3 protein-coding genes and 2 pseudogenes are annotated in these 3,831 nt (G+C 64.2%); all 5 read right to left on the reverse strand.

The window, feature by feature from the left end; translation table 11 throughout:
• Positions 1 to 123: 123 nt before the first annotated feature.
• Positions 124 to 1,242, reverse strand: coding sequence for an ATP-grasp peptide maturase system methyltransferase (gene tgmC / locus ACZ7M3_RS52630; RefSeq protein WP_472073932.1), 1,119 nt, complete (start codon positions 1,240 to 1,242; stop codon positions 124 to 126).
• Positions 1,239 to 2,045: pseudogene (gene tgmB / locus ACZ7M3_RS52635) on the reverse strand (ATP-grasp ribosomal peptide maturase); the annotation flags it as partial. The gene tgmC and the pseudogene tgmB, both read right to left, overlap by 4 nt.
• Before the next feature lie 71 nt (positions 2,046 to 2,116).
• A pseudogene (locus tag ACZ7M3_RS52640) lies at positions 2,117 to 2,335 on the reverse strand (DUF2637 domain-containing protein); the annotation flags it as partial.
• Positions 2,336 to 2,642: 307 nt separating this feature from the next.
• Complete coding sequence (locus ACZ7M3_RS52645; protein ID WP_472073934.1) at positions 2,643 to 3,122, reverse strand: hypothetical protein; 480 nt, start codon at positions 3,120 to 3,122, stop codon at positions 2,643 to 2,645.
• Positions 3,123 to 3,393: 271 nt separating this feature from the next.
• Positions 3,394 to 3,831, reverse strand: a 438-nt coding sequence (locus ACZ7M3_RS52650) for a hypothetical protein (protein ID WP_472073936.1), incomplete at its 5' end; no start/stop codon positions are given.

Here is a 3,831-nt window from a genome sequence, read left to right on the forward strand (position 1 = left end):
ACCCCCCAGGTCATGCGTTCGACAGGGGGGAACAGCCATGCCGGGCCCAGAGGCCAGCGGTCCTCTTGCAGGACCGCAAAAAAAGATAACGGGGGGGCGGACGAGCGGGACCAGCCTGGGGGTCTACCAGTTGATGGTCTGGCCCTGCGGGGTGACGCTGACGGTGAACTCCTCCAGCGCTGGAGTGCCGGCCGAATGCCGGCGGCCGAGCTGCTCCTCGACAGCATCCCAGAGGGCGTTAGGCCCGTCCTGTCGCACGATCCAGCGACCGTCCTCCTCATAGAGGGCAGCCCACGAGCCGGACTCGACGTCGACGAGAACGTGTTCGGTGCGCCCGTCGCGTTCCATCGTCAGGCGCTGTGCGTGGGGAGCTGCGAGCTGCACGACGAAGCGGGACGTCCAGTCGTTCAGTGTGTCGGTTGCGATGATGGCCTCGCGCTCCTTGCCCTCGCTGAGGTCGGGGAGCAAGCCCAGCGCGGGCGGCATGTGCGGGCGCGCGAGCATAAAGCTGACCTGACCGTTCAGCAGCGGCCCGGTTGCCGTGCCGTCGCCGTGGACCGTCAGGCGTGCGAGTTCCGACGAGCCGAGCCAGCCACCGATGGTCGTCAGGATCAGGCCACCGGGTCGGGTCTGCTCGATCCAGGCCGCAGGAACGGTACGCACGCCGCAGGTAGCGATCACCCTGTCGTACGGTGCCCCGTCCGCGTAGCCGAGGAGGCCGTCGCCGCTGACGAGCGTGGGGTACATCCCCCGTCGGCCCAGGGCTGTCCGTGCACGCGCGGCCACTTCCTCGTCGTACTCGATCGAGGTGACGTACTCCTCGCCCAGCCGCGCGCAGAGCACCGCGGTTGAGTACCCGGTGCCGGTCCCGATCTCCAGCACCTTCGACTCCGGCTCGACCTGGAGGTCCTCCAGCATGCGCACCACGAGAGACGGCAGCGTGCTGGAACTGGTCGGGTCCCGCATGATCTGACCGCGGATGTCCGCAGGCATGATCGTGCCGGCGATCTGAGTCACCAGCGACTCGTCCTCGTAGCAGGCTTCGCGCCAACCAGCGTCGCCTTCCAGGACGGGTGCCCATGCCGAGGGCACAGCGCCGTCCACGCGGCGGAAGAACCCGGTCCGCAGGAACTCGTGTCGGGCGACGGTTTCGACGGCACGCTTCCACGGCTCCGTGCGCAGACTGCCGTTCGCCGTCATGGAGTCGATGAGTTGCTGGTGGAGCTGCGCTTGGTCGGTCACGACGTCCTCTCCAAAAGGCCTGCCAGGGCTGCGCACATCGGCAGACCGGTCTCAGACTCCAGCCAGTACCACTGACCGGAGGGGTTGCACTCCAGGAACCACCATTGCCCGTCTTCGCCTACGCAGAAGTCGAAAGCCCCGAAAACGAGCCCGAAGTGGTCCAGGTAGTGGTGAAGCGCCTGCTCAATCCCCGGCGGTGGCTCGACGGGGGTGTAGGTCAGGCGGTCGTAGTCGGTGCGCCAGTCCAGGACGTCGGAGTCGATGCGGACACAGAACGACTGGGAGCCGATGACGGTCACGCGCACGTCGGCAGTCTTGGCGACGCGTTTCTGGAACAAGTGCGCGGTGCCGGACACGCTCTCGGCGATGTCCTCGGTGGTCACCTCAGCGATCTTGACGACGGATGAGACGCCGTCGATTCGGTACACGGGGTTGTGCAGTGGTTTGTAGATGACCGAGTCGTGCCCCTTGATGAAGGTTCTGGCGGCGTCGGGGCTGGAGGTGATGAGTGTGGGCGGTACCAGGAAGCCGGCTTCTACCGCGGCGGCCAGTCCGGACGGCTTGAATTCCGCGTCCCCGATGCGGTGTGGGTGGTTTATGTAGAGGCAGCCGGGAAGTGACGCCAGCACTCCTCCGAGTCCGTACCTGGCCTGGGTGGTGGCGAACCGTGCGTCCTGCTCTGTGAGATGTGGGAAGGCGAAGCCGGTCGGGCGGCGGTAGTACAGGGCGCGGACGTTGGCCAGGTCGGCGGTACGGGACGGGGTGGTGAGGCGTCCCCGGATGCCTTGCGAGGTGATCTCGGCAGGGTGCCTCCGTTGCCGTCAGGGCTGGTACCCGTGGACGAGCTGGTGCCGGTGCTGGTGCCGTGGACGCGGTCCTGCTCCAGCTTGATGACCTGCTCGTAGGAGCGCAGCTCCCACAGCTTCATCCGGCGCCACAGGAGGAAGGTCGGGACCGGCGAGAGCAGCCAGCGGGTGAGGCGGACGCCCTCCATGTGCTTGTCGGCGGTGATGTCCGCGATCCGGCCGATCGCGTGCCGGGCCGCCTCGACGGAGACCACGAACAGGACCGGGATGACGGCGTGCATGCCGACCTCGTCTACCAGGCCCGCCTGCACTCCCGCTTCGGGCGCGCCGTTTCTGGCGCATCACACTAGTTCTGGTGGCTGTCCCGACGGATGATTGCGGCTGCCCCCGCACGACGCAGGCCCCCTGCCGATGGCAGGGGGCCTGCGTCGTGCGGGCTGAGGCTACCGGCGGTGTGTCGCTGGCGCCGATAGCCGATGCGGTGGCGTTGTGCCAACTGGCGCCTTGCCAGGCCGCCGCCATCCGCGTACCTCATGACGAGGATGCAGCAGCACCGCCAACGCCCGCTGTCACCCCACCCTGCGCTGTGCAGGTTTACGAACGCAGCTCACCACGGGAATCGACAAGCGATGAAGCCATGTCGGCAAGATCAGCCAATTCGACATCAGCCAGAATCTCACCACCAGGCGACGATTGCACAGAAAAGCGACCGTTACCCTGCGGTTCGATGCGAATCTCACCAGCATCCCTCTTAAAGGGATCAATAGCCAACCGCAAGACGTCGTGAGAGAAGAACGGAAACATGCCGCTCAGGCGAGAGTTTGACCGCAGCGCGGCCAGCATCTCACGATGAGAGATGTGGTTATCATCCGCCAAAAGGATGCTCCAGGCTGTTTCCGCGGGTTCGCCGCGCTCGTAGCCTTCAGCCATTTTGGAAAACTCAATGAACGGAAAGCGCTCACGCAGAGGCGCAAGAAACACACCGCTCCGCCATGCGTCGATAACTTCTGCAATGTCTCCCAGGGCGGCTGTGCTCCCGTTTGCCCAGACGAAATCACCCTCGGCACTGTCCATGGAGATTGAAAAGGCTCTCCGGTTCAGGACCGTGCTGATTCTGATGAGTCCACGACTCGAAGCAGCCTCGGCAGTGCGATACACGCTGAGCCCTCGATCCGAGGCAGGTCGTACGTCTCCAAGGTCGAGACCACGGTTTTCCGCAAGGCGACGAAGCGCCTGAGACAGACCACCATACGTCACTAGCTCTGGGTAGTACTTTGCGTCTGGAGCTTCAGCGAAGCTAGCCATCGGCATATCCACGGCTCTCAGGCCTCTTCCATGCTGTTGGTTAAGGTTCACCAGGACCCCACAATAGCCACATCTTGGAAAGGGCGGGGTCTGTCGACCAGGCTGGCTCCGTCAACGGCAGCACGTCTCCGGCTGCATCGTAGAAGGTTATCGAACTCCATGACCGTTTCCCTGAAACCACCGACTTTGCAAGCCATGCCATCTCCTGCTCGGTCGCCTTCGATCCCGTCGACATCCCTCTCAGTGCCGAACCGGTAAAGCCGCCAGCGAATCCCTTGGTATTGACGTGAATGTGAATATCATGGTTGTCGATAGCCGCCATGACCGACTCTTGCCAAGTTCCCCCGTCTGGGAGCTTACCCATGTAGTGGGTGAAGTCATTGCTAATACTCCAACTGTAGATCGTGATCTTCATGTCTGGGATGCGGCTTGTCGCCGGTAATGGCTGGTGCGGGACTGGGCTTGATGGCGGCGTCGC

This window comes from Streptomyces sp. NPDC111656, assembly GCF_055656965.1.

Coding starts and splice junctions, on each gene's coding strand:
- ACZ7M3_RS52645 (WP_472073934.1), bottom strand. CDS start 3,122: ATGGACAGTGCCGAGGGTGATTTCGTCTGGGCAAACGGGAGCACAGCC.